The organism is Prosthecobacter sp. SYSU 5D2 (assembly GCF_039655865.1).
Classification (GTDB): Bacteria; Verrucomicrobiota; Verrucomicrobiia; order Verrucomicrobiales; family Verrucomicrobiaceae; genus Prosthecobacter.
Map to the genome: position 1 here is coordinate 551,927 of NZ_JBBYXL010000003.1, position 22,381 is coordinate 574,307.

The 22,381-nt window shown below is 60.0% G+C and carries 14 protein-coding genes; 5 read left to right on the forward strand and 9 right to left on the reverse strand.

Features of this window, described 5'->3' with window-relative positions; genetic code table 11:
• Nucleotides 1-55 precede the first annotated feature (55 nt).
• Entirely contained in the window at nt 56-3,187 is a 3,132-nt protein-coding gene (locus WJU23_RS07325; protein WP_346331890.1) for an Ig domain-containing protein, read from the reverse strand.
• Nucleotides 3,188-3,397: 210 nt separating this feature from the next.
• On the opposite strand from WJU23_RS07325, the gene WJU23_RS07330 reads away from it, so the two are divergent.
• Complete coding sequence (locus tag WJU23_RS07330; protein WP_346331891.1) at nt 3,398-4,282, forward strand: AraC family transcriptional regulator; 885 nt, start codon at nt 3,398-3,400, stop codon at nt 4,280-4,282.
• A 32-nt stretch (nt 4,283-4,314) separates the two neighbouring features.
• The gene (locus WJU23_RS07335) at nt 4,315-6,543 is read left to right on the forward strand and encodes a PQQ-binding-like beta-propeller repeat protein (RefSeq protein ID WP_346331892.1); all 2,229 of its coding nucleotides are present in this window, start codon (nt 4,315-4,317) and stop codon (nt 6,541-6,543) included.
• Nucleotides 6,544-6,549: 6 nt separating this feature from the next.
• Here WJU23_RS07335 and WJU23_RS07340 read toward each other — a convergent pair whose 3' ends face one another.
• Both WJU23_RS07340 and WJU23_RS07345 read right to left on the reverse strand, forming a co-directional pair.
• Nucleotides 6,550-7,815, reverse strand: coding sequence for a DUF1552 domain-containing protein (locus WJU23_RS07340; protein WP_346331893.1), 1,266 nt, complete (start codon nt 7,813-7,815; stop codon nt 6,550-6,552).
• Between the two features lie 16 nt (nt 7,816-7,831).
• The gene (locus WJU23_RS07345) at nt 7,832-10,192 is read right to left on the reverse strand and encodes a DUF1592 domain-containing protein (protein ID WP_346331894.1); all 2,361 of its coding nucleotides are present in this window, start codon (nt 10,190-10,192) and stop codon (nt 7,832-7,834) included.
• 644 nt (nt 10,193-10,836) lie between these two features.
• On the opposite strand from WJU23_RS07345, the gene WJU23_RS07350 reads away from it, so the two are divergent.
• Together WJU23_RS07350 and WJU23_RS07355 are read left to right on the forward strand one after the other, a co-directional pair.
• Entirely contained in the window at nt 10,837-13,092 is a 2,256-nt protein-coding gene (locus WJU23_RS07350; RefSeq protein ID WP_346331895.1) for an Ig-like domain-containing protein, read from the forward strand.
• A 406-nt stretch (nt 13,093-13,498) separates the two neighbouring features.
• Nucleotides 13,499-14,722, forward strand: a complete 1,224-nt coding sequence (locus tag WJU23_RS07355) for a sialidase family protein (protein WP_346331896.1) — start codon at nt 13,499-13,501, stop codon at nt 14,720-14,722.
• A gap of 377 nt (nt 14,723-15,099) precedes the next feature.
• Here the strand turns inward: WJU23_RS07355 and argS are convergent, their stop codons facing one another.
• The 5 genes from argS to WJU23_RS07380 form a co-directional block, all read right to left on the reverse strand.
• Nucleotides 15,100-16,860 carry an arginine--tRNA ligase gene (gene argS, locus WJU23_RS07360; protein WP_346331897.1) on the reverse strand — a complete coding sequence of 587 codons (1,761 nt, stop codon included), beginning with the start codon at nt 16,858-16,860 and terminating at the stop codon, nt 15,100-15,102.
• 190 nt (nt 16,861-17,050) lie between these two features.
• A complete protein-coding gene (locus WJU23_RS07365) occupies nt 17,051-17,491 on the reverse strand; it encodes an NUDIX domain-containing protein (RefSeq protein ID WP_346331898.1) in 441 nt (146 codons plus the stop codon).
• Between the two features lie 73 nt (nt 17,492-17,564).
• Nucleotides 17,565-18,104 (reverse strand): carbohydrate binding domain-containing protein, encoded by a 540-nt coding sequence (locus WJU23_RS07370; protein WP_346331899.1) that lies wholly within the window; start codon nt 18,102-18,104, stop codon nt 17,565-17,567.
• Nucleotides 18,105-18,235: 131 nt separating this feature from the next.
• Complete coding sequence (locus WJU23_RS07375; RefSeq protein ID WP_346331900.1) at nt 18,236-18,676, reverse strand: hypothetical protein; 441 nt, start codon at nt 18,674-18,676, stop codon at nt 18,236-18,238.
• 52 nt (nt 18,677-18,728) lie between these two features.
• Entirely contained in the window at nt 18,729-19,277 is a 549-nt protein-coding gene (locus WJU23_RS07380) for an MOSC domain-containing protein (RefSeq protein ID WP_346331901.1), read from the reverse strand.
• Between the two features lie 137 nt (nt 19,278-19,414).
• Here WJU23_RS07380 and WJU23_RS07385 point away from each other — a divergent pair, with 137 nt between their 5' ends.
• Nucleotides 19,415-21,223 carry an FAD/NAD(P)-binding protein gene (locus WJU23_RS07385; protein ID WP_346331902.1) on the forward strand — a complete coding sequence of 603 codons (1,809 nt, stop codon included), beginning with the start codon at nt 19,415-19,417 and terminating at the stop codon, nt 21,221-21,223.
• Nucleotides 21,224-21,255: 32 nt separating this feature from the next.
• Here the strand turns inward: WJU23_RS07385 and dinB are convergent, their stop codons facing one another.
• The gene (gene dinB, locus WJU23_RS07390; protein WP_346331903.1) at nt 21,256-22,335 is read right to left on the reverse strand and encodes a DNA polymerase IV; all 1,080 of its coding nucleotides are present in this window, start codon (nt 22,333-22,335) and stop codon (nt 21,256-21,258) included.
• Between the last annotated feature and the right edge of the window lie 46 nt (nt 22,336-22,381).

Genomic DNA, 22,381 nt, shown 5'->3' on the forward strand with positions numbered 1-22,381 from the left:
ATGAAGTTTGGAAAGGTGCATGCTGGATGTCGTCAGAATGGGAATGGAATCAGAATCAGGGGACCAACGGCTGGCTGATCTGGAAGACGCCGGAGAGGATGGGCGTGGCGTTCGGCTTCTGGCCGTCCGTGGCGATCTGGGGCAGCAGGAAGTAACCGGCCGCTTTGATCTGCCCGTCGCTCATCCGCACCACCTGGCCCATGAACTTGACGCCCTTGCGTACCAGCGGCGGAGTGGTCTCGGTCAATGTCAGGCTGCCGGTGACGGCGCCGGTGGCCTTGTTGACCTTGAGGGTCACCTTGCCTGCATTCACCGCATCGCTGAAGTCCGCCTTGTACTTCTCTGTCCAGAGAGCACCGGTCACATCCGGATTGGTCGCGGAGGCTTCCACGCCGGCTCCTTCGAAGGCCATGCTGAAGCTGCCGGTGGCGGGCAGGCCAAGGACGACCGGGCGCTTGGTGGCGGTGCCCAGGTAGCCGCCTTCGGCCACCAGATCCACCGGACCAAAGCCTGCCGCATACACGCGGCCTTTGCCGGCGGGTTTCAGCCAGGTTAGGGAGCCGCTGACGTCATTGCCCATGAACAGGCCGTCTTCGTCCTCATCCACCGTCAGGGTACCGAGCATCGTGCCTTTATTCGCATACTGGGTGGCATAGAGCGCCAGTTCACCATGGGGGCCCATCGTTGTGGAGGACGTGAGGGTCTGGCCGTCGGCGGATTTGCCGATGATCTTCACCGTGCCGGCGGGCAGGATGGTGAAGGTGGCATAACCCACGCCCTGAGGGATGGCGGCCGCGCCGAGATCGTCTTCATCCGCCAGGTCCAAAATGACGCTGTAGAAACCTTCGCGGCTGCTCGGCGGGTTCAGCTTTTTGTCCCAGACGTTCAGCCAGCCGTTCACAGCGGCCGCTCCATAGGTGCCGCTGACCAGGCCGGTTTCAGCATCCAGCGTCAGGGCCAGGTCAATGCCGTTCACCGCCACCTGCACCTGGGGTGCGGCGGATGCCAGGAAGCCCTTGGCGGACTTCGTTGCGGAACCCGATTTCACCTTCACTGTGAAGCTGCCTTTCCCCGTCGTGGTGAGGGTGAACTGGCTGCCCAGACCGGCATTGGCCGTGGCATCCCGGGCGATGAGACCGGTGAAGGTGCCCACCTGCGTGGCAGGCAGGGCGGTGACGACCAAAGGCGCGCTGACCACGGCACTGGTGCCGGTGGTGTTCGCGGCGCTGACCTGCACCAGATAAACACCGGCCAGGGAAGCGCGGCCACTGATGATGCCGGTGGCGCGGTCCACTTTCAGTCCGGCGGGCAGGCCGCTGACATTGAACTGCTTGGGATAGTTGGCCGCAGAAACGGTGTAGGCAAAGTCTGCGCCGACGGTGGTCGCGCCGAACGCCACAGGGTTCATGACCGGCAACAGGAGAGACGGTGAGACCGTCAGCTCGATCACCCGGCTTTGGGTGGATTCCTCCGCATCCGTGACGGTGAAGGTCAGGGAGGCGGTTGTCTCTGCAGTCGGCGTGCCGGTGAGCAGACCGGCAGCACTCAATGTTAGACCGGCAGGCAGAGTGCCTTCCGTCACGGACCATTCATAGGGGGCCAGACCGTCCACGGCTTCAAGCTGCACGGAATACTCCCGGCCAATGACGCCCACCGGCAGTTCCGCCGTGACAATCTCAATGCCGGAAACCACGGCCAGCGTGTAGGTTTTTTCAGCCTCATATTCCTCTGCATCCTGGGCGATGACGGTGAAGGTCACCTCTTCCAAAGTCGTGGGCGTGCCGCTGATGACACCGCTGCTGCTGAGGGTCAGACCGGCAGGCAGTTCGGATTCATCCGCCAGGCTCCAGGAGTGAGGCAGGGTGCCGCCTTCAGCCTCAAGCTGCACGTTGTAAAGCTGGCCTTTGACCGCATCCGCCAGCGTCTCCGTGGTGATCTCCACGGTCTTCAATTTCATGCTGTCCGCCACGTAACCGTAGGGGCTGAATTTGGTGTCCACGACCACCTTGTCGAAGCTGAAATGCGCCTGGCCTTCCGGACCGGAGATGGCGATGACATAGGTGGCCTCGTTGCCAGGAATCTCCCACTTGGCCCAATACTGCGCGGTATTGGCAGCGCCGCCCTGGACGACCATCGTCGGTGGCACATCGTCAATTGTGGCGGTGATTTCGCCCGCAAAGCTGCCGCCACCCATGCCGCTCGTTGCTGAGGCGATCTGCAGGAAGATGGTGGTGAATCCGGCCTCACCCACCACGCCGCTGGTGGGCACGGTGATCTCTTCCGCCAGGGTGCCGCTGAGGATGTAAAGATTGCTGCCACCGGCGAACTGATGGATCTCGCTGTTCGTGGTGCGGAACCGGGCCTGGGTGCCTGCGTAGTTGCCGATATCAGGCGTGCTGTCATCAATGGGCGCGGTCACTCCGGGCGTGCCGAAGCCGTCCCAGCCAAACCACGTCGTGCCTGCGGTGCCACGGCTGCTCGGTGCCACAATGCCCGTGGCCTGGTCCAAATTAAAGGCAATCGCCGCCGGCTCCTCCAGGATCATCGTGTCTTCCTGCGCCTCAGGCCCCCAATAGGTATCAATGGCGATCTTGTCGAAGGACATGTGGGCATTGCCAAACATGGCATGTGGCACACCGCCGATGGTGAATTCATAGGTGGCCGCATTGCCTGGCACCACCCACTTCACCCACACCTGGCCACGGCCCAGGGCATTGACGCCGTGAATGACCTGCGGAGCCACGTCGTTGATGTTTTCAAAGGTCCACTGGCTGATGAAATTGCCGCTGCTCGCGACAAGCTGCGCGATGATGGTCGTGGTCCCCTCGGCCCCCACGGTGCCGTTCGTGGCCACGGTCACGCGCTCGGCGATCTCCGCCGTGGCGGAGCTGGAGCCGCTGTAGAAATTCCCAGTGCTCGCTGCGCGGTGAAGCTGGCCGTTGGTGGTCTCGAACCTCACACCCGCGATTCCGGTATCCCCAATATCTGGGGTGGTATCGTTGAGGAAGGTGCCGGGGGCGGGATCTTCAAAGTTGTCCCAGCCAAAATAAGTGGTGTTGGCTTGCAGCCGGGTGGACGGCTCCGCCATGGCGGAGAGCTGGTCCATCGTGAAATCAGTGGCCAGGCTGGAGAGGGTGCAACATCCCAAAAAGAGGGCGGCCACACGGGAGGCGAAGTGTTTGGTCATAGAGTTTGTGGAGTCGAGAGGGCAGGAACCGGGTGTTGAACCTGCGTCTCATTAACTCCTCACTGACCTCCTGCGCTTCTCTCAGCGTGTCTTGAACTGTCGCTTGATTGCGTTTTCGCAAACCACCGCCAATCCGCAGCAAATGAGAGCAAGCTTGGCGTTCAAACCCGAGTGATTAACGGCGGCACTGAGAATGAATCGCATTTTAAAATGCCTCCCGCACCGTCATCTACTCCGCCCACCTGGCTCTGGAATACCAGCCAGCGATCCAGCGCGGGCAGCAGTCCCTGGCATGAAGCGCTTAACCCGGACGCGCTCTGTTTCCACCTCAATTTTCACGGTGAAGGCCTGCTCACCCTGGCCAACGGGCGCGGCATGAGCATCAAACCACAAAGCCTGGTCTGCTGCCGCGGTGCCAAAACGGCGGCCCGTACCCTGACCCGCGACCGCCACGAGTGCCTGACTTTGGTTTACCCGGACGCCTGGCTGACGGAGTACCTGCGCGAGGTGATGGGCCAGGTCCCGGATGCCGTCCGCCGCCTGGTGACGAGCCCTTTTCCCACCCTCGGGGTGCAGGTGCGGGCCCTGAGTCCGGAGGACCTGATCTGGGCGCGCAGCCTCATGATGTCCTGCATCAGCGATGCCGTGCGCCGCATGCTGGACACCGCCCGCCTGGCGGACTTTCTCTTGCGGGTTCTGTTCTCCTCCGGCGAGAGCCTGAATGAGTCTCCCGCCCTGCTGTCGCGCTCCCAGCGCGCCTCGCACGACCGCATCGAGCGGGTGAAAAACCAGATCCTCCGCCACCTGGATGAAAACCATGACCTCGAATCCCTGGCGGCCGAGGCGGGATGCAGCCCGCATTACCTGAGCCGCACCTTTGCCCAGGTGAATGGCATTCCGCTCATGCTCTGGATCCGCCGCACCCGCATCGAGCGCGCGGCAGAGCTCATCGCCAGCGGGCGCTGCAATGTCTCCGAAGCAGCCTTGGAGGTCGGCTACAGCAGCTTCTCGCACTTCAGCCGCGCTTTCCAGGAGGAGAAGGGGGTCTCCCCCAGCAAATGGATCTCCCACCTCACGAACACCCGCACACATTGATCCCCAGATACGTACATACTAAAACCATGACCATGAAAAAATCCTTCCTGTTAGTCCTGCTCAGCACGGCGCTGGCCGCCGCGTCCCCTCCGCCGCCGCACCTGCCCGCCCCGGTGGCCAGCTTTGGCGCCGCCGCCACCCCGGAAGGCCATGTCTATATCTATGGCGGCCATGCCGGAACCCGCCACAAGTATAACAAAGAGGATGTCAATGGCGACCTCTACCTTTGGAAGGAAGGCATGACAGAATGGAAGAAACTGGGCAGCAGCGAGCCCGCCCAGGGCGCTTCCCTCATCGCCCTGCCGGACCGCATTCTCCGCATCGGCGGCATGGCGGCGCAGAACAGCAAGACCGAAAAGCAGGACCTCTGGTCCAGCGAGACGACCACCAGCTACGACCTGGAAAAAGGCACCTGGACCGAGCTGCCGAAATTCACCGAGCGCCGCTCCAGCCATGACAGCACCGTCATCGGCAACACCCTCTACGTCGTCGGCGGCTGGTCCCTCGGCGGTGGCACGGTAAAGTCCATTGACCCCGTCTGGCACGGCACCTACCTGACGCTGGACCTGTCCAAGCCCGATGCCACCTGGCAGACGCACCCGCAGCCCTTCAAGCGCCGCGCCCTGGCCGTACAGGCCGTGGGCGGCCGGCTCTATGCCATCGGCGGCATGAATGACGAGGAAGAAACCGTCACTCACGTCAATGTCCTGGACACCAAAACCGGCGAGTGGAGCACTGGCCCGGCCCTCCCCGGCGACAAGCTGGGCGGCTTCGGCTTCAGCGCCATCGCCCATGAAGGACGTCTCTTCGCCAGCGGTTTGCCCGGAGATCTGCTGGAGCTGCGCGGCGATGCCTGGGTGCCCGTGGCCAAGTTGAAGTATCCACGCTTCTTCCACCGCCTGCTTCCTGCCGGCCCTGGCAAGCTCATCGCCCTCGGCGGTGAGAGCCGGAAGGGTGAAAAGGCCTCCCCGGAAATCATCGAGCTGCCCGCCAAGGACTCCGCCCCGATTGAAACCGCCGAAGCAGCCCCTGCCACCAAGCTGCCCCTGGGCCCCACGCCCACCTGGCCGGAAAACCTGCCTGCCGCCGAAAGCGACTGGCCCGGCTACCAGGGCCCGCGTGGTAATAGCACCACCTCCGAGGTGGGCTTTCTGACCGACTGGCCCGCCGACGGCCCGCCCGTCGCCTGGCGGGATCATCTCGGCCTGGGCCTGGCCAGCTTTGCCGTGGTGGGTGACCAGGTGGTCACCGCCAGCAACGACGGCCAGGACAAGGACACCGTGTGGTGCCTGGAACTGAAGACCGGCAAAGTCCTCTGGAAGCATGTCATGGACGTGCCCACCAAGAGCCATGAGATGAGCATTGTCCCCTACGGTCCCGCCGCCACACCGGCCATCACCGGCGGCAAGGCCTATGCGCTCAGCCGCGAAGGCGACCTCGTCTGCCTGGACATGAAGACGGGCACGCCCGTGTGGCAGAAGCACCTGATCAAAGACCTGGGTGGCAAGCGCCCGGTGTATGGTTATGGCGGCAGCCCCGCAGTCATCGCCGGCAAGGTCTATCTGGACATCGGCGGCCAGGGCAAGTCCACCACCTGCCTGGATGCGAATACCGGCGAGACCGTCTGGCAGACAGGCGATGGCGAAGCCGGCTACAGCACGCCCTTCATCACCCAGCATGCCGGGCACGATGCCCTGGTCCTTTTTAAAGGCGAGGCCCTGGAACTCCGCTCCCCGGTTAACGGCAAATTGTACGCCGCCCATGAGACGACCACCCGTGACTACTGCAACTGCGCCACGCCCATCGTGGTGGACGGCCTGATCTTCATCAGCCATACCGGCAACATGGGCGCCCGTGCGCTGGACTGGAAGCATGAAGGCCTGGTGGAACGCTGGACGGACAAGGACCTGGGCCTGCTCTTCCACAGCGGCATGCCTTGGGGCCAGAATGTACTGGCCTTTAACGATGCCCTTCGCGGCGGCAATGACCTGCGGCTGGTGGACCTGTCCAGCGGCCAGATGCGCTGGCAGGACAAAGAGATCCCCAAAGGCACCGGCCTCCTGACCGATGACGGCCACGCCCTCCTGCTCACCAACCTGGGCGAGCTCGTGCTGGCCAAGGTGCAGGCTGACAAACTGGACATCCTTTCCCGCGTGCAGGCCCTGCCTGCGAAGGCCTGGTGCCAGCCCGTCCTGAGCCACCGCCATCTGCTATGCAAGAACAACAACGGCGACGTGATTTGTTATGATCTGACCAAGTGAGCCACCTCAAGCATCCAGCCCCGTCATGGTGCTGGAGCTGGTGGCGAACTTCTCCTCTTCCAGACCGAGGCGCTGGAGAGCGCTGACATAGAGGTTGGGGAGAGGATAGTTGTTCTTCTGGTCGAAGGCGAGGTGCTGGCCGTGCTTGAACCCGCCACCGGCAAAGAGAACGGGCATGTTTTTGTTGTCGTGGGAGGAGGCATTGCCCAAGTTGGACGTCAGCATGACCATGGTTTCATCCAGCAGCTTGTCGCTCTTCAGCTTGCGGAGGAACTGGCCCCACTCGCCGATGACGGCATTCTCGACGATGGCAAGCTGCTCGAGCTTTTCATCGTCCATGCCGTGGTGGCTGAGGCCGTGGTAGCTTTCATCCACGCCTTCCAGGCCGGTGACGTTGTTACCGCTAACATGAAGTGTGACAAAACGCGTGGAATCCGTGCTGAGGGCCAGGTGGATGATGTCCAGAAAGATGCGCTGGACGATGGTCTCATTGTCGCGCGGCACCTGGGTGGGCGGCTTCATGCTAACGGCGGGCTTGGGCCGGCGGATCCATTCTTCATTCGCCACCAGGCGCTGCTCCAGCTCCCGCACGCTGGTGAACCAGGCGTCCAGTTTGTCGCGGTCGCCCGCGCCGACTTCGCGCATGAGGCTGCGGGATTCGGCACCGACGATGTCCATGACGCTGTGGCCGCGGCGGATGAGCTCGGCCTGGCGGTCCTGCTCGGCAGGAGTATCGTTAACAAAAAGTTTGGCAAACAGCTTCATGGGGCTGTTTTCAGGCGGGATCATGGAGCCGTTTTCGGTATAAGAAGGGCTGGTCATGCCGGCGGTGTTGAGAACCATGGACGGGAAGCGCGTTTCATGGCCCAGGTGCTTGGCCATGAGCTGGTCCAGCGAGATGGTGTTGCGCGAGGTGGCGCCGCGCTGGTTCGGGCAGGCGGAAAAAATGCTGCCTTCCGCCGTATGACCGCCAGTCACGCCTGGATGCGAGGAACCGGACACAACCGTGAAGTCATTGCGCAGATCCGTGAGCTGCTTCAGATAACGCGAGGGCTTGTAATCCCGGCCTGCGTTTTCCGGTACCAGGTTGGGATTGTGCAGGCCTAGTGAGAGGCTGACGCCGACGAAACGTTTGGCGGTCTGGGTCTGCGCAGGCGCAGCAAAGGCGGGCGTCATGGCCTCCAGCAAGGGCAGGCTCAAAGAGACACCTGCACCACGCAGAAGGGCGCGGCGGGAAAGCCGGGAACCGAAGTTAAAATGGACGTTTTTCATGCTGAGTTCGGGGGGGTTACTTGCGCAGGAAGACGGGGCTGGTGAGCGCGGCCTTGATAATAGAACGGAGGCCGTGGCCTGATTTTCCAGATTCGGCGACGATTTCGTCCATCAGCGGGGCCTCGCTAAAGCGGACGGGAGCGCCGGTGGAATAGGTGAGGAACTGACGGGCGAAACCTTCGGTGAGCTGGTCGCTGCGGCGGGTATAGATCTGCTTCCAGCTGATGAGGTCGGCGAAAGGGTCGCCATCCGGAGTGATGCCGGAGGGGTCCACCTTGGCACCTTTGCCGCTCTTTCCGTAGCCTTTGCGGAAGAGACCGACCGGGTCGTAGTTCTCCAGCGCAAAGCCGGGAGGATCAATGGTCATGTGGCAGGAAGCGCAGGAGGCGGAGTCGCGGTGTTTTTCCAACTGGTCGCGGATGCTGGTGGCGCCGCGGATGTCCGGCTCGATGGCGGGAATGCCCGGTGGCGGCGGCGGGATGTGCTGGCCAAGGATGCGCTCATTGATGAACACGCCACGCACGACGGGGGAGGTGTGGGTGCCGTCGGCGGTGACTTTCAAAATGGCACCCTGGGTGACGAGGCCGCCGCGTCCGGCGAGGTCGGATTTGGACAAGGAGACTTTCTGAAAACCTTTTCCAGGCTGGAGCGGCTGCTTGCTGCCGTAGTGCTTGGCCAGGCGGCCATTGAGCATGACAAAGTCTGAATCCACGAGGTGCGAGATGCCGAGATTTTTGGTCAGCATCTCGGTGAAGTAAGCACGGGTTTCCTGCACCATGGATTCCTGGACGACGGGATCAAAGGTCGGAAACTGGCGGGTGTCCGGGGAGGTGAAATCAATCTCCTTCAGCTTCAGCCACTGGTCCGTGAAGCTGCGGATGAAGCGGCGGGATTTGCGGTGGTCTAACAAACGATCAACCTGCTGGGCGATGACTTCGGGCTTTTTCAGCTCGCCTGCGGTGGCGAGTTTCATCAGCTCGCTGTCCGGCATGGAAATCCACAGCGCATAGCTCAGGCGGGAGGCGATGGAAAAATCATCCAGCGGCCCAGGGGCCTCAATGAACGTGAGGAAACGCGGCGAGCAAAGGATGGCGCGGTAGCTGGCATGAAGGGCCTCAGGAAGGGAGGCTTCTTCGGTCAGCATCTGGCGGCCAATGCTGCGATAAGGGGCCAGTTGCTCCGTGGTCACGTTGCGGCGGAAGGCCCGCCGGGCGAACTGGGCGATAAGACGGTCCAAGGTGGCCGGGGCATCATCCTCAAGTTTTTTGAACTCGCCAGTACCAAAGAGATTTCGGCGAACGGTGGCGCGGTCGCCCATGGGATAGATGCGCTCCATGTGAATGCCACGATGGGCGATGCCGGAGAAACCGTCCTTTTCCAGATCGCGGCCTGCATAGGAGATGTTGCCGCCTTTGGCCCCGGTGGGCGGACGGCGAAGATTGAAGTCATTGGGCCGCAGCTCCAGCATGTGGTCCTTGTACATCCAGGTTTCAAAAACGATGTCGCGCGGTTTGACGGCGGCTTCGACCAGCCCCGCCATGTACAGCATGGGGTTGGAAGAGACGCAGCGGCCAGAGCGCAAGGTGCCCCAGACGAGGCCGCTGGCATCCGGATTGATGGCACGCACCCCTTTGAAGGTGACGCGATACCACCCATCGTCAGGCACAGCCGTTGCGGGCATGCGACCGGTAAACTGCAGGCCAATGGGCCAGGAGATGCTTTCCTCTTTGCGATGCTCTGGGCCGCGATAGTTGCCCCGGTCATTTTTGACCAGTTCCTTGGGGGCAAAGTATTTTTTGAAAACCTGGTCGCCTTCCAGGGCGCGGCCAAAGGCCTCCGTGAGGGCGAGGTCGGCGACATCCAGGTAACGGGCGAGCTGGTGATGGGAAAGCTGCTGGGCCTCCGCCACCGTCTCAAAACCATGGGCTCCGCGCTCATCCGGCAGGAAGTCCTTCAGCGGCAGGTCAATGCCCAGCAGATCATGCACCGTGTTTTCATACTCCGTGCGCGTGAGCCGCCGGCTGCGAACGCGGCCATTCTCCTCGATGTCCTTCTGATCCGCGACGATCATCGGCTGGCCGAGGTCTTTTAGAAAGGCAACCGCCTCCGCTTTGGATGGCTGTTCCTTTTTAGGCGGCGGCATCTCGCCAGACTCCACCCGCTGAAAAACGCGCTCCCACTTGTGAAAAGCGTCCGGGTCCGTGAGGTCAAACTTCAGCGCCGTGAGGTCCAGTCCTGCCTTCTTCATGTCCGCATCATGACAGTCCATGCAATGGCGGTCCAGGAAGGCGGTGACAGGCGCAGGAACGGCGGCGACCACGCCGGAAGTGCCTAGCAGGAAGGAGAGAAAGAAAAAACGTGAGGGGGGGAACGTCATACGAAGCAGATCAAACCGGGACCGTTTGGGGCTCAGGAAGATACGTCTGCTAAAGGGGTTAACGCCAGGAACGTGCCATCCTTGCGGAAAAGAAGGCGAAAGAGGAGTCGGATTGGCCGCAAAGAGGCAGAGGAGGCAGAGTTAAAGCGGTTTGAATGAGGAAAGCAGGAAGACAGGAGGTTTGGTGTTTCTGGCTTCCGCTTTTCATACATTCCTCATTTCTATGGAATTTCAGATGGGTCTGGCGGCGGAGATGCAGGCTTATTGTTTATACTATCTTACATTATTTTTCAAGACGGTCTTCGCATCTCTTCCCTCCGTGGTCTGGCGCTTGGCACCTTATCTCCGCTCTTCCTTAGGCTCAAATCAGCGTGGCTTCTCAATCCTTGGATTCTGGCGGGCCGCGCAAAACACAGTTTTTATAATAAGGTCGCCTTATTTGAAAAAATAATAAATCTGATTGGCAAATTGGGCGCGAATCACAATCACAGGATCGCCCTTAGTACCACGATCCAGTTCACCCCTAGCATATCATGAAAACGTCACTAAACGATACCCCATCTGTAAATGATCGGCTCTGCCAGAAAGGCTTTTTTCAGCCCTGCATCATTAAATATCTTCTAGCCTTATTACTAGGCTTTGGTTTGCTATCTTCGCCCCCTTCCGCCCGTGCACAAGGTACGCTGGAGGATCTTGTGATTGTAGATGTCAGCCAGACGGGCGCTGATGTGGAGGTGAAGCTGCCGTCGCTGTTTATAGGAAAGGTCAAGTTGATCTTCACGGACGAGAATGGCACGACGGACGAGGTCGTCAGGCTGAATGTGAATGCCCTGGATCTGGTGGATCTGACGCTGCCTGTCAGGCTCAACAATCTGCTACCTGACACTGCCTACACGGTCAGAGCGGTGGCGACGAGCCTGCTGGGCGGAGTCCTGCAGAGTGCAGACGAGGTACTTGAAACGCTGCCGCTGGGCGGCACGCCGCTGCTGGATCTGGCCACTGTGGATATCGGCAGCAGCGGGGCGAAAGTGAACGTCGAACTGCCGGAACTGTTTACCGGCACGGTGACGGTCAACTATGAGGACGAAAACGGCAACCAGGGTTCCGAAGTGGTCGTCGGCGTGGCGGGTGTGACGGATTTGGGCGTTGACCTGGAGGGTTTGATTCCTGGTACCGTCTATACGGTGCAGGCCGTGGTGGACAACCTGCTGGGCGACGTCACGGAGACGATCACCATCATCCTGGAGACCTTGCCAGCACTTCCGGCTACGGAGGCACCTGTGGCCGTGACGGGTGCCGCCACGGACATCACCACCACCAGTGCCACGCTGAACGGGACGGTGAATCCCAACGAGTCGCTGACGCTGTATTACTTTGAGTATGGGAGAACGGCGGCCTATGGCAGCAGCACCCTGCCCGTCCCTCTGCTTGTGGGTGATGCGCCTATCGCGGTCTCCGGCACGGCCAGCGGCCTGATGCCAAACACGCTTTACCACTTCCGCCTGGTGGCAGCCAACAATGTGGCCATCAGCCGGGGCAGCGATGCTACTTTTACTACGACGGCGGTGCCGCCCGATACGCCTAACACAGCTCCTGTGGCCAATAATGATTTCATTTATCCGCAGGGCAACGCGACGACAGCGGCGGTGCTGGACAATGATACAGATGCGGAAGGCGATCCCCTGACCATCTCTGAATTCAGCCAGGGCCAGAGCGGTACTGTCACTGAAGGCCCTGACAATACGCTGGTGTACACCCCAGGGCGCAATTACCGGGGCACGGATTCATTTACCTATACGATCACGGATGGAGAATTCAGCGATACGGCCACGGTGTTTGTGGAGGACTTTGCCTCCGCCACACTGGGCACATACAATGGCCTGGTGGACAACATTACCCCCACCAACGGCAACACGGGGATGCTGACGATGAAGGTGAACAAGCGCCTTTCCTTCACCGGGACGCTCCAGTTGAGCGGGCTGAAATACCGCTTCAAAGGCCGGTTTGACGGTGAGGGCAATGCGGTGGTTAATGTCAAACGTGCGCGGCTCACCCCGGTGAGCATCGAACTGGAGATCAATCCGTTCCGTGGTGCGGTGGAGGGAGCGGTGATGGTGGACGGTTTCCGCTCCACCGTGGTGGCGAAACGCAACCCGTATAACATCAGGTCCAACCAGACGCCGCATTTTGGCAAATACAATGTGGTGCTGAATCCTGTGAACGGCCCCGGTGTGCCGCAGGGCAACGGCTACCTGACCTTCAACATCAGCAAGGTGGGCAAGGTGCGTGTGGTCGGCAAGCTGAGTGACAACCAGTCCTTCACGGCTTCCGCCTTCCTGGCCGCAGACGGCACCTTCCCGCTCTACAATGGAATCTATCGCGCCACACTGAATGAGCGCGGCAGCCTCGGCGGCCTGGTGACCCTGGAGGATCCCACCGACCCGGTGGACGGAAATCTGGCGGCAAACAGCACGCTGAGGTGGTATAAACCTGCGCAGACCAAGGGCCTGTATGCTGCAGGCTTCACCGCTGACGTGGATCTGACCGGGTCGCGCTATGGAAGACCCACGAAAGGAAACCGCGTCTTCGAAGTGGAAAACCCCAACGGCCAGGTCATCGTCCGCATTACGAACGGGAACCTGGCGGCACCGATCACGGCCACCTTCACCTGGGACACAAACAACAAGCTGGTGGCCACAGGTCCGAACCCGGCGAACGTGCAGGTGAAGATCGCCCCGGCGAATGGCAAGATGTCCGGTAGTTTTATTGATCCGGGCACGGGCCGCAAGAAACCCTTCCGAGGGGTGATCACCCAGCGGCATGAGTTTGGCAGCGCACTGTTTGTGGGGACAACGGATACTGGCACGGTCATCTTCTCCGAGAGCGGTTTTGAGCCCTGATTTGAATTCACTGGCACGTCACCTGGTGATCATCGCGGCGCAGTCCTTCGGGGCTGCGCCGTCGCTTCAGTTGCATACCCAACGCTGAGCTTGCCGAAGCGTGAAAGAAAGTCATTCACGCCTTTCTCTTTCCTGTCTTTTTCATTCAGGTCTTTCTCTTTCAAGCCTTTCTCCTTATGTTGGCGGGCCAGTTGGCGGTGGCGTTGGTTTCAGGCTTGGTGGGCGGGTTGTTGAATGCTTGGTGAATCCATGGGATCTCATGGTGAAAGCTTGGAGAATCCATGAAGGTCATTTGGCTCTTTGGCCTGATTTTAAGCGGGCGGGCTCGCAGGGCCGCCGGGTTTTCTTTCGCTGGTCGCCTGTCTTTACCAGTGAAGGGCGCGACGGGTCGGCGTTTGAACTTACCATGTCTCTCCTCCTGCGCACTGCCCTGGCCCTGCTGCTGCCTGCCTTTCCTCTTTCGGCGGCGAAGCCTTTGTTTGAGACGGTCTGCCTTTTTCCCATCACTCCGGATAACAAGCCGAACTACCGCATTCCAGGCCTGCTGCTGGCGGCCAATGGGGATCTGCTGGCCATCGTGGAGCGGCGCAATGACGGGCCGGGCGACATTGGCAATCATGACATCGTCATGAAGCGCAGCAGCGACCAGGGCAGGACCTGGAGTGACGAGATCCTGATTTTTGACGATGAAAGCCGGGTCTGCACGGACCTGACCCTGGGCCGCAACCAGTCCGGCAAGCTGTGGATCTTTTTCCTGCGGGATAAAAAGCGCTTCGTCCACCTCAGCAGCACGGACCATGGCCAGACCTGGACCGGCCCGGTGGACATCCACAGCCAAGTGACGCTGCCTGAGTGGGATACGCTGAAGGGCAAGCCGACCACGGAGCCGGTGAAAAACCCGAAAGGCCGCATGGCGCTGTGGGAAAAGGACTGGGAGCAGCGCTACGGCTGCGGTCCGGGCAAGGCGATGGTGCAGCTCAAAAGCGGCCGCATCGTCGTGCCCGCCCGCCACCGGGAGGACACGGGCAAATTCCGCCTGCGCAGCTTTGCCCATTGTTTTTACAGCGATGACCAGGGAGCCACCTGGAAGCTGGGCGGCACCATCGGCATGCACACCAGCGAGTGCCAGCTCATGGAGCTGGCGGATGGCCGGCTAATGGTCATTTCCCGCAATGAAAGCTCTGAGGACTCGCCGGACAACATCCGCCACCTCCGCGCCTACAGCCGCGATGGCGGCGAGACCTGGGGCCCGGTGGAGCGGGTGGAGGAGCTCATCTCTCCGCGCTGCCATGGCAGTGTGGAGCGGCTGACACTAGCGGGCACCCAGGACAAAAACCGCCTGCTCTTTTCCAGCCCCGCCTCGCCCATCCGCCAGGTAGAGCATCCGTATGGCCGCTACAATCTGACGGTGCGCCTGAGCTACGATGAAGGTGCCTCCTGGTCCGCCGGGCGCACCATCTGGCCGCACCCCGGCTCGTATTCTGACATGGTGGTCATGGAGGACCTGACCGTCGGCTACATCTATGAACGGGCGGAAAAAGGCAGCACCCATTACTGGGATGAGCTCCATTTCGCCCGGTTTAACCTCGAATGGCTGACTTTTGACCGTGATTCTGTAATCGCTCCCTAAGATTCCCTTTTCCAGCCCGTTATTGTTGTCCTGCTCCTTGTCTTGTCCTGCGCTAAAAAAATTCATCCCGGGGGGGAACCGAATTTAAGCAAAGGGCAAGGCAAGGACCAGGACAACCTTTTTGGGGTGGTTGGTGAGACGGGCTGTAGGCCGGATGTGTTCTGCGCCAAGGCAGCTCGCCAGCAGCTTAGATCTCCCTCGCAGAACTATCCGGCTTTCTTCGAGGGTGCGGGGGTCCGCCAAGCCTCCGTTTTTCACCAAGACACGGCATGAAAAAGGGCACCGTCACCGATAGCCGGATAGTTTGGCGAAGACCTTTAGGCCGGACCACGAGCTTCTCTCTCGCCAAACACATCCGCCCTACGGCCCGCCCGTTCTCACATCCGCTCCGTCGTCTGGATGCCCAGCAGGCCGAGGCCGGTCTTCAGCACGCGGCTGGTCGCCTCGCACAGGGTCAGGCGGGTATTGCGTACCGTGCCCTCGCTGTTAAGCACGTGGCAGGCCTCATAGAAGCTGTGATACGTGTTGGCCAGTTCATACAAGTAGTTAGCCAGCGTGTTCGGGCGGTGGTCAATGAGCACGTCATGCGTCGCCTCGGCAAACTGCGCCAGCTTCATCGCCAGGGCGATCTCCGCCGGTTCCGTCAGCGCCACATCCGCCGTCAGGGTCACCTCGCTGCCTTCCAGCTTGCGGAAGATGGAGCGCGTGCGCACATAGGCATTGATGAGATAGGGCGCGGTATTTCCTTGCAGGGAGAGCATCTTGTCCCAGCTAAACTTATAATCAGTTAGGCGATTCTGGCTCAGCTCCGCATACTTCACAGAGCCACAGCCGATAATGCGGGCGATCTCGTCCTTCTCTGCATCGGTCAGGCCATGGTCCTTTTCATCCGCTGCCGTGCGGGCACGCTCGATGGCCTCCTCGATCACTTCGAGAAGCCCGACCGACTCACCGCTGCGCGTTTTGAACATCTTGCCATCCGGGCCCAGAATGCTGCCAAAGGCGATGTGCGTCATCTCCGTCGTGTGGCCCATGCGCTTGGCGGCGGCGAAGACCTGGCGGAAGTGAAGCTGCTGCGGCGCACCCACGACATACCAGATCTCGTCTGCCTGCCATTCCTGCACCCGGTAGTTGACCGTGGCCAGGTCGGTGGTGCCATACAGGAAACCGCCATCGGACTTTTGGATGATGAGCGGCAACTGGACCCACTCCTTCGTCTCGCGGTCACGCGTCATGAATGGATCTTCCTCCACGGCCACGTTGCCCTCGCTGAAGATCACGGCGGCACCTTCACTCTGGGTGGCGATACCACGCGCCAGCAGATCCGTCACCAGCGGAGCCAGGGCTTCATTGTAAAAGCTCTCGCCCAGGTAGTGGTCAAACTGGATGTTCAGGGTGTCATACACCTCCTCCAGCTGCACCAAAGTCAGGCGCACACATTCTTTCCAGATCTCCAGGTTCTCGGCATCGCCCTGTTGCAGTTTCACCAGTTCCGTCCGGCATTGGGTCATCACGGTTTCATCCTCTTTGGCTTCCGCATTGACGGCTTTGTAGGTGCGCACCAGTTCCTGGATGGGATGCTTTTTCAGCGCCTCATGATCCAGCTTGGTCTTCCAGCCATGGATGATCATGCCAAACTGCGTGCCCCAGTCTCCCACATGGTTGTCGGTGATGACGTTGTGCCCGACGAACCGCGACACGCGTGCCAGGCAGTCGCCAATGAAGGTGCTGCGGATGTGGCCCACATGCATGGGTTTGGCGATGTTCGGCGCACTGAAGTCCACGACGATGGTCTTCGGCCGGGCCACCTTCACGACATCGCAGCCGTCACCGGTCAGGATGGCCTGCACCTTACCAGCCAGGGCCGCCGGGCTGATGCGGAAATTCAGGAAGCCGGGTCCGGCGATGCTCACCTCGCTGCACAGCTCATCGACCGGCAGCGCGGCCTTGATCTGCTCCGCCAGCGCACGCGGATTGGTCTTGAGCTGCTTGGCCAGCGTCATGGCCGCATTGCTTTGGTAATCGCCAAATCGGGTGTCCGAGGCCAGCTCAACAGCAACGGAAAAGCCTTCTGGCAAAAAAATGCCAGCGGCGGTGAAGGCAGCCTGGAGACGGTCAGTGAGAGCAGCGCGAAACATGGGGTGGCGAAGATAGCGACTTTTGGCAAAAGTCGAACGCGGATTGCATGCGGATGCTGCCCGTCAGTACCGAGTCTTCATCAGGAACGTCTTGGCTTAAACCGAATGCGGCACTCCGAACGCCGTGATGCTGCGCTTGGATTACCTCATCTATGCGGGCATTGGAGGCCGAACAGTTTCGCCAGTTGCCTCAGCCCCCCGAAAACAGCAGATCCAAGTCATAAGGCAGCTCAAGCGCTGGCATGTCCACACGGCTAAAATAACGCAAGCTCCGCGTTTCCTCAGTGTCCAGAACATCGCTGCAAGGCACCACTCGACACCGGAAAAGCACGATGACGTACTCCACTTCATCCCCATTGGCATAAGTATGCCTAAACTCCACGCCCCCCAGCGTTGTGATCACTTCACTGCTTGTGCTACGCAGACCGGTTTCCTCCAGCACCTCCCTCGCCACAGCCTCTTGCGGTGTTTCACCCGGCTCTATCGCCCCGGCGGGCAGGCTCCAGGAGCCGTCATGCTTTTCCTGCAACAGCAGATGGCCGTTTTCATCGTGAATGACGGCGGCCACAGCCGGCATCAATAAAAGCCTGTGTCCCACCGCCTGTCTCAGAGCCTGGTAATAGGGTGACATGCGATCAAGCCAGCGGCGGTTCAACGCAGTTCATGGAACTGCATGGTTTCCAGCTCCAAGCCACCCAAGGTTCTTACTTCCTGCTTTTGCCGACCTCAATGAGCTTGAGATCGTCAAACCAGGCGGTTCCGCTGGCCGGACTGTACCAGCCCCCCAGACGGCAGCCAACCGTCAAAGTGTCCACGGCTTTGGAATCAAACTCGAACTCCACTTTCTGCCACGACTCGGAGCCCTTGAGGGATTTTGAGCGTTCGTAGCCGCCGGCCAGCGACAGATTAGCCGCCTGGGCGCCTTTGACCTCGACGTCCTTGCTTTTGATATAGCCCGTCAGACGGTAGCGCATGCCCGGCTTGACCTTCACCGTCTGCTTGCAAAAGGTGTCGCCCGCCGAGGGGTTGGTGATGCGGACGCTGGGGGTGTCGCCCCGCTTCACTTCATGGTCCAGCTCAGCCTTTCCGATGTTTTTGTCCGAACTCGTATTCCAGCCGTTCAAGCCCTCCTTGAAATCTGAGTTGCTGAGCAAGTTCGGGCGCCCTGCCCCCTGGCCATACGCCGGAAAAGAAAGGGCTCCAAAACACAGGATGATCGTCTGGATGAGGATGCGCTTATTCATAAAATCACCGAATGGTAACGAGCGTTTTCTCCCTATCAATCAAATTGTTTAAGCATAAAAAATGCTAATCTATTTAGATTTGACGCTTCTATGATGGAATTTATACCCTGCATGTTATGCATAAGACAGACTCATTCCAAAGCATATTTCGATTTCCAGCTATTCGGGATGATCAGTTTCAGGCCATACAGATACCGGATAAGCTGGCCATGATGGGCGGCTTCATGCTCCAGCAGATCAATAATCAGCCGGTTCTGCACATCGCTATAGGTGTCGATGGATTCCAGCACTTCTAAAACCGCCTGTGCTGACCGTCGCAGCGCCTCCGCCACAGGTGCTTTCTCCGTGGCCGTCTCCAGCGAGCAATGAAAGCCCGACCATTGGTTCGCCGCAATCGCCCGGCTGAAGCTCTCCCTCGCACCAACCACGCACCACAACTGCAACCCCAGGGCATTTGAAGGGATCTGCGGCAGCCGGGATCCCAGCATGCCCTCATCAAGCGACGTGATTAAATCATCGTAAAGTCCAAAGGACCTCTCAAAGCTCTCCTCAATAATTTTCCCAATGGCCATCCACCATGCTTTCAGAATCTCCGGTTAGGCGCAATCCTTTTCCTCTCCAGGTTCACTCCACCCTCAGCATCCCGCCACTGCGGATCTTTGCCCTCAGTCCGCCCCGGAAACCGCTTTTCAAAAACGCCTCCGCCCCCTCCGCGATGACGCGGTCCATCCACTGGCAGGGTTTGCATTCCTGGCTGCCTTCAAACTCCACGCCCTGAAAAAGGAACCGTTTGCCCAGCCAGTCCCGCAGGTTTACCCCTTCCACGATCAAGTTGCGCCGGAAGACGGAGGCGGGCAGCTTGGGCAGCTTGAATGTCTGCCGGATTTCCTCCACCACCGCCGCATCAAAAAAAGTGACCTGGCCTTTGAAATCAGGGCGGAAGCCAAAGTAACGGTCTCCGCGCAAACCCATCCCGGCCACGCATTCCACCGTCTGCACCTCCCGGATGCCGCTTTGCATCCGGCCCTCCCCCTGGCGGCCCCAGTAATCATGGCCGCTGGAGATATAGATTTTCACCAGCCTGCCCGGACACACCGGGATGACCGCTGGGTTCGGCTCCGCCTTAGCATCAGCAGCAGGCTGTGAGGGCGTGTGTTCCAGCGGGGCATCCATGGGCAGATCTCATTCTCCGTCTTTCATTTATAAAACATCGGGCGAAGTCCGCTTTTTGGCTCCCACGCGATTGAGTGTTGATCCAATGCACCCAGCCTGACCTTTCGGGTGCCAAAACGTCTCTTAATTTTCTTCGAATGAACCATCCCGCATCTCTTGCCATCATTGGCAGCGGACCCTCCGCCATCTATCTGCTGAAACACCTCCTGGACAGGATGGACCTGCTCAAGGAACACGTGGCTGAAATCTCCATCTTTGAAAAAAGCCTCATGCTTGGCATGGGCATGCCCTACAGCCCGCTGACGACGGACCGCTACAACATGTCCAACATCTCCTCCGAGGAGCTGCCGGAACTGCCAGAAACATTCGCCGGCTGGCTGCGCGCCCGCGACCCGTCCGAACTCAAGGAACTGGACCTGGAAGGCGTGGAGATCAGCGATAGCGAGGTCTATAGCCGCCTGGCCCTGGGCCAGTACCTCCAGTGTCAGTATGAGACCCTGGTCACCCGCTTCATGGAAAGCGGCATCCACTTTTCCGAATACTCCGGCTGTGAGATTGCGGACATCCAGGATCACCCGGACCATGACAAAGTGGCGGTGACCACGTCCAAAGGAACCCGGTTTGAATTCGACCGTGTCATCATCGCCACCGGCCACCGCTGGGCGGACAAAGACCGGCCGGAGCAGGGTTATTATGCCTCCCCCTGGCCCATGGCCAAACTGCTGCCGGACGAAGGCGAGGTGCATAACTTTGCCATCGGCACCCTGGGGGCCTCCCTGAGCGCCTTTGACGTCATCTCCTCGCTCACCCACCGGCACGGAGTCTTTGAGAAGAAAAATGACCGCATGACCTACCTGCCCGCACCGGGCACCGAAGACTTCAAAATCATCATGCATTCCTCCCAGGGCATGCTGCCGCATTTGCAGTTCGACCAGGTGGAGCCCATGCGGGAAATCTACCGTCATGTGGATCGTGACTCTTTGTTAGGCCTGCTGAATGCCAACGGCCACCTGCGCATCGAGACCTACTTTGACAAAGTCTGCCGCCCCGCCCTCAGCGATGCCTTCCAGAAGGACGAGATGTATGCCATGGTGCGCCGTCTGGCAGATCCCAAGTTCAGCATCACGGATTTCGTCGAGGAGATGAACGACAAGCATGATTATGACAACGCCTTTGAAGGCATGAGGAGCGAAATGACGGAAGCCGAGGAATCCGTGCTCAAACACCAGCCTGTGCACTGGAAAGAGATCATGGACGACCTGATGTACACGCTGAACTTCCATGCCGAGCTCATGCCCGCCGAGGACCACCTGCTGCTCCACACAAAAGTGATGCCATTCCTCCTGAACGTAGTGGCCGCCATGCCGCTAAATTCGGCGGATACCATCCTGGCCCTGCATGAGGCCGGCAAGCTCGACATCATCCCCGGCAATGTCACCTTGCCTGAGGACCAGCCTGAACCTGGCCTGATCACCGTCACTGTGGACGATGAAGGCAAGACGAGCACATTGCAGTACCGCATGTTCATTGACTGCAGCGGACAGAAGCCTCTTGATCTGGATGAATACCCCTTCCCTTCCCTTGTCAAGAGCGGCACCGTCCGCAAAGCCCGCGCCCCCTTTGATGACGACAGCGCTGTGGATGAATCCGTGCCCGACAAAAAGAAAGAGCACCTTTTTAAAGACCAAGGTGACCTGCTCTACCACACTGGCGGCATTGACATAGATGGCACCTATCGAGTGATCGGCCAGGACGGCGAACCCAATCCACGCATCTACGACATCGCCTTTCCCCATACGCCAGGTGTCCGGCCCTATTCGTATGGCCTTCAGGCTTGCAGCGATACCAGCGCCATCGTCGTCGCCGCCTGGGTGGAGGAACTCCAGGCAGATGAACGAGTGAAAAACAACCCCGCTGAGATCATGCAGATCTATGAGAAGGTATAGGGTCAAAGCAGGTCCAGAACGTCAAGGCAGGGTCAAATAGGCAGCCGCAACTGCTGCTGAGTTGGCGGCACCAGGGTGGACAGCCCGATGCCCAGCAGGCGCAGCGGCCCCGTGACAAGCTGATGCCGTGCGAGTAAGAAGCATGCTACGCGGTAGATCTCAGAGGCGGAGGTCACAGGATCATCCAGGCGTAGCTGGCGGGTGAGGGTGGTGAAATCACTGTAGCGCACTTTCACTTGAACGGTCAGGGCACCGACTTCATGCTTGCTCAGCGTCTCTGCCACATCCAGGGCCATCTCCTTGAGCGCGGCCCGAAGTTGCGGACGGTGGTCCGTATCCCTGGAAAAGGTGTTCTCAGCGCTGATGCTTTTGCGTTCATCACTCAGGTCCAGGGGCCGGTCATCAATGCCAAAGGCGCGCTCTTTCAGCTTTCCCGCAAAGGAACCTGCGACCGGCCCCAGGGCCGATTCCGTGTCCTGCAAGTCTCCCACAGTGACCAGACCCATGGCCTCAAGCCCCCGAGCCGTCACCGGCCCCACCCCGTGGATGGTGCCCACGGGCAGAGGCCGCAAAAAGGCCACCCGGTCACGGTCCAGGATCACGGTCAGTCCATCCGGCTTTTGAAAGTCGCTTGCCAGTTTCGACAGAAATTTGTTGGAGCTTATCCCCACACTTGCCGTTAGGCCACACTGCTCTTGGATGCGTTTTTTGATATCCACCGCAAAGGGCCGGGCAGATTCGATGGCCGCATCCAGTTCCAGATTCTCATCCACCAGCGCGCTCACATCCAGATAAGCCTCATCCACCGATACCTGCTCAATCAGCGGGGTGAACTCATGCAGGATGGCCATGATGCGGGCGGATTCCGCGCGGTAAACGTCCATGCGAGGCCGAACAAAGATGCCTTCAGGACACAGCTTGCCGGCGGTGCGGGAGGGCATGGCGGAGCGCACCTTGGACTTCCGCGCCTCATAGCTGGCCGCACAAACGACCCCACGCTTGTCCGGGGGCGAGCCCACAATCACAGGCTTCCCGCGGTAGGAGGGGTTGTCGCGCTGTTCCACGGAGGCGTAAAACGCATCCATGTCCATGTGCATGATCACCCGGGGCATCGTACCACTGTACTACGTCTCAGCCGGGCTGCATGCGCTTCCCGCT